Source organism: Hydrocoleum sp. CS-953 (genome assembly GCF_002260545.1).
Taxonomy (GTDB): Bacteria; Cyanobacteriota; Cyanobacteriia; order Cyanobacteriales; family Microcoleaceae; genus Trichodesmium.
Map to the genome: position 1 here is coordinate 1 of NZ_LGSU01000854.1, position 5,059 is coordinate 5,059.

Consider the following 5,059-nt stretch of genomic DNA (forward strand, 5'->3'; position numbering starts at 1 on the left):
AGTCATTTCAGTTTAAATTGATACGAGTGTTTCTTTCCTTAAAAAGGTTTCAGCCCAAAAAGTGTTTTATCCTTATTTCCTTATTTGAAATGACTATAATTTCCCAATGAATTAGCAGAGGAGAGATTTTTTGGACTACAGAAAAATTATATATGCCTTATCTTAACTTAAGAGTTTAACTTGTGAATTAGTTTTGAAGGATTAAGCTTCTAACTTGCCAAGAGATTAATCAAGAATTATGTTCAAAACTTTGGTGAATTAAGCTTTCAGACTTATTCAGCAAGCCATACTTACAAAAAAGTAGTAAGTTATCTCTGTTTAACCACAAACACTGAGCAGTTTGCTTCAGCAATAACCTGACTACTGACAGACCCCTGTAAAATCCGATTTATACCTTTTAACCCGCGACTACCAATCATAATTAAATCTGCACCATAAAAATTAGATAAGCGAACAATTTCTTCAGTTGGATCGCCAATAACAATTTCTATCTCAGTTTGACAAGGAAGCTCTTCTTGGTAATATTTGAGCTGCTTTTCAAATTCCCCAAGAGAAATTTTTTCACTATCCAACAGAGGTTTATCTACTTCCAAATCAGATTTTTCCATAGCAACCACATGAGATAAAATCACTTTCGTTTCTAATGTTAAGTTAAATTCTGTCAATGCTTGAATAACTGGCTCTAAGTCTGACTGTGAATTGCTAAGAGCTACAATAATTGTTTTAAAGGCCATATAAAATAATATTATACCACTTGGACAAATATTTGCTACAAATCTTTGTTTCCTGTTCCTTCTAAACACAGTTTTGTCAAATTATCTGATTAAATTGGTATTAGAAATAGGAAATGAAAAATTTAGGTTTCTCAAAAGAAACCCAGTAAACTTTGAGTGAATTCAGTAGTAATTTATCTGCTCTATAAAACTTAGAAAAAAACTTAATAAAGCAAAATTTGAATGTTTATTTACTGCATCACTCCAAACTGTCGGCAACACCCTCATCAGACAGACTTTCTACCGTAGTAACCCAAGGCAAACTTTACCAACCTTAATATTGGTATTAACATCTAAGTTACCTTAGGGTATTACCAACTTGAAACTGGAAAATACTATATTTGACTGACATATTCTCCCGCGATCTAAAGATTCTAACGGGAGTCATCTGGCATCATTTATAAATTTTGGCCATCATTTTCCTGACTAATTGTGTCTTGTTTCACCCACTCTTGTTGTTCCTGCTCCTGACCTTTCATCCTTAGTCTTACTGAGTTAGCATGAGAAGCCAAACCCTCAGCAGTAGCCAATACATCAATAGCAGAAGCAACCTTTTGCAAAGCAGTAGGAGAATATTGAATCAAACTCGAATGCTTCATAAAAGTTTCTACCCCTAATGCCGAAGCATAACGAGCAGCGCCAGAAGTAGGCAAAGTGTGATTTGGCCCTGCCAAATAGTCTCCCACAGCTTCTGGAGTTGAATAACCAAGGAAAATAGCACCAGCATGGCGAATATTTTCCAATAGATCCCAAGGATCTGAAACTTCTAATTCCAAATGTTCTGGAGCAAATTGATTAGAAAGTTCAGCAGCAGCTTTCAGAGATTCAACAACAACCACCAAACCATAATGGGCGATCGCCTTTTCTGTCAAAGTGCGACGTGGATGATCCTGGAGTTGTCGTTCCACCTCAACCACCACCTGACGTGCTAGTGCTGAATCTGTAGTCAATAAAATAGCAGCAGCTAAAGAGTCATGTTCTGCTTGAGCCAACATATCTGCTGCCATATGAACCGGGTTGGCCTCAGAATCTGCAATAATCAGTACCTCTGAAGGCCCAGCCAAAGAATCAATACCTACTGTACCATAAACAATTTTCTTGGCCAAAGTCACATATATATTACCAGGCCCAGTAATCACATCCACTTTTGGTATAGTTTTTGTACCATAAGCCAGAGCAGCTATTGCCTGGGCTCCTCCAATTCGATAAATTTCTTGAATACCTACTTCTTGAGCGGCCACCAGTACAGCAGGATTAATTTTTTTTCCTTGAGCAGGTGGTGTCACCATCACAATCTTGGGGACTTTAGCCACTTTAGCAGGAATAGCATTCATCAGAACTGTGCTAGGATAAGCAGCCTGACCACCAGGAACATAAAGTCCAGCTCTATCGACAGGAGTATAGCGTTTGCCCAAGACCACCTCATCATCACCAAACTGAACCCAGGACTTAGGAACTCGTTGTCGGTGAAAAGCTTCTATCTGTTTAGCAGCCAAACGAATTGAACTTAATAAGTCCTTATTTACCTGCTGATAGGCCGCATCTAACTCAGAACCACCTACCTTTAACTCTTCTGGAGTCAAAGTGATATGGTCAAACTCAGAAGTATAGTGTAACAGAGCTTCATCACCTTGTTCTCTAACGGAGCGCAAAATTTCTCGCACCGTTGTTTCTTTATGAATAGCCATATCATCGTGGGTACGCTCTGTGATGCGTTTTAATTCAGCTTGTGCCTCAACCCACTGAGTAATTATTCGCAGCATAGAGATTAGGAATGCCAACTAAAAAATAAAGTTCGCGATGCGCGAGAGTCGTTTGAGAAACAAAAGAGTTGGATCAACATTAAGACTATCTATTATCTAATATAATGTTAAACACTGAACTGATAAGTGAGAAATAAAATGCCTACTCATCGCCAATTGTCTTGTAATGACCCTGATTTTATCTAGGGGCAAAAGTTAAACAATTCTCCCTGTTTCCAAATTACCCATTACTCTTTGTTATAGCGTGAAGTCGCAACACTGGCATCTTGAAATACTTGATGAAATCTTCTCTGGCTTAGAGACCTTGAGATTTATACCTAGTAGGCAACTTTTTTCAATTTGTAATAATACCTTGCGTAGTAACAAAATAAATGCTAAGATAACTAGATATTTTGTATACTAGACTAGCTTTGAGTAAGGAAGCCTTAAGTTTGGTGACTTACTTTGCTTNTCGCAACACTGGCATCTTGAAATACTTGATGAAATCTTCTCTGGCTTAGAGACCTTGAGATTTATACCTAGTAGGCAACTTTTTTCAATTTGTAATAATACCTTGCGTAGTAACAAAATAAATGCTAAGATAACTAGATATTTTGTATACTAGACTAGCTTTGAGTAAGGAAGCCTTAAGTTTGGTGACTTACTTTGCTTTGGAGCGACCTTGGGACTCAAAGAGAAAAAATTGATCTGCGCTGCTGGCACTGAAACATAAACTGTGCAACTCACAATGTAATGCGTAATGCGTTAAATCCTGCGCCAGATTAAGAGTGTTTCCGCTGTAACGGAGAACAAACATAGGGTTATATGAAAGGCATCGCCATGATACCAAACCCTAATTAATTATTATATTATGATGTAAAAGTAAACCATGGCCAATATTAAGTCTGCTATTAAACGTATCCAAGTTGCTGAACGTAATCGTCTGCGGAACAAAAGCTATAAATCCGCACTTAGGACTTTAATGAAAAAATACTTCATTGCTGTTGAAAACTATGCCTCCAATCCCACAGATGAATTAAAGACAGAAGTTGAGCAGCGGATGTCAAAAGCTTACAGTAAAATTGATAAAGCTGTGAAACGTGGTGTTTTACATAAAAATAATGGTTCCCGCAAAAAGGCTAGATTAGCTAGGTTTTACAAGAGACATTTAATGGCCGAAAAAAGTCAGCCAGATTCTGCAGTTTCAGATGGTTCTGTAGCTTCTTAAAGGCAATTGCCAGTGATTTAAACGCTTCTAGGGAGAAGTTAGCTTCAGTTTTAGTTCAAAATAACTACAATGTATTGATTGTCTAAATTGAAATCCTGCTGAAGTTGCGGTTGTGGGACAAATAGGCCATTCAGAAACTCCTACTTCAACCATTTGTCCATTAACATTTATTCTAACTGCTCATATATACCTGTGACTGTAGTTCGAGGCTAACTACTGAAATTAAATAGTTGGACGATATTGAAAGGTAATTATACATTTGAAGTAATATTATAATCTGATAGCTGTCTAACTAATTACCACAAGTATATAACAAGTTGAAATGAAATCTTTTGTCAATGTAGAATTCACTCCAATTTTAAGCCAGCTCTTGAAGATAAATTACAGAATGCAGTTAGTGCTATTAAGTGAAACAGTAACTGAGCTGTCAAAGCTCAAGATATCATTCATGGGTAAGTTTGGGTAAGTTGAGTAGAACTGATGAGTCAAATTAACCAGGAAAGCCAAATCCAGCTAATTGATACTCACGTCCATATTAACTTTGACGTATTCAATTCTGACCTGGAAGAAATCCGCCAACGTTGGCAACAAGCAGGAGTAGTCCACCTAGTTCACTCCTGTGTCGAACCACAGGAGTTCCTTGGTATAAAAGCCATAGCAGATCGCTTTCAAGAACTTTTTTATGCAGTTGGGTTACACCCCTTAGATGCTGAAAAGTGGACATCTAGTATGGCTAATCAAATTCAAGAGTTTGCTAAATCAGATCCTAGAGTAGTAGCCATAGGTGAAACAGGATTAGATTATTACAAAGCAAACAATCAAGATCAACAAAAATTTGTTTTTGAACAGCAATTAACCATAGCCCAAAAACTTAACAAGCCATTAATTATCCACTGTCGTGATGCAGCAACTTCAATGGCCAATATTTTAGATGATTTCCAAGAAAATCAAGGATTTGTCAGAGGGGTTATGCACTGCTGGGGAGGTACTCCAGAAGAAACTAGAATGTTTTTAGACTTAGGATTTTATATTAGCTTTAGTGGAATTGTAACATTTAAAAATGCTATACAAATTCAAGAATCAGCTAAAATAGTGCCTGAGGATCGCCTGTTAGTAGAAACAGATTGTCCATTTCTCGCGCCAGTACCAAAGCGGGGCAAACGCAACGAACCTGCTTATGTGAAATATGTGGCCGAAAAAGTTGCTGAACTCAGAGGCGTGACATTCGAGACTCTAGCAGCACAAACTAGCAAAAATGCTTGTCAACTCTTTGGATTTTCTATAAAAAATTAATTTATGGAAGTAAATTGTTTAAG

Annotated in this window: 4 protein-coding genes; 2 read left to right on the forward strand and 2 right to left on the reverse strand. The window is 37.2% G+C overall.

Features of this window, described 5'->3' with window-relative positions; all coding sequences use genetic code 11:
• Positions 1–308: 308 nt before the first annotated feature.
• Both AFK68_RS11080 and hisD read right to left on the reverse strand, forming a co-directional pair.
• Positions 309–734 (reverse strand): universal stress protein, encoded by a 426-nt coding sequence (locus tag AFK68_RS11080; RefSeq protein WP_094672769.1) that lies wholly within the window; start codon positions 732–734, stop codon positions 309–311.
• A gap of 437 nt (positions 735–1,171) precedes the next feature.
• Entirely contained in the window at positions 1,172–2,536 is a 1,365-nt protein-coding gene (hisD, locus tag AFK68_RS11085) for a histidinol dehydrogenase (RefSeq protein WP_094672771.1), read from the reverse strand.
• Between the two features lie 868 nt (positions 2,537–3,404).
• Here hisD and rpsT point away from each other — a divergent pair.
• Positions 3,405–3,743: a 30S ribosomal protein S20 gene (gene rpsT / locus AFK68_RS11090; RefSeq protein ID WP_094672773.1), complete on the forward strand. Its 339-nt coding sequence runs from the start codon at positions 3,405–3,407 to the stop codon at positions 3,741–3,743.
• 507 nt (positions 3,744–4,250) lie between these two features.
• Positions 4,251–5,036: a TatD family hydrolase gene (locus AFK68_RS11095; RefSeq protein ID WP_094672774.1), complete on the forward strand. Its 786-nt coding sequence runs from the start codon at positions 4,251–4,253 to the stop codon at positions 5,034–5,036.
• Positions 5,037–5,059 lie beyond the last annotated feature (23 nt).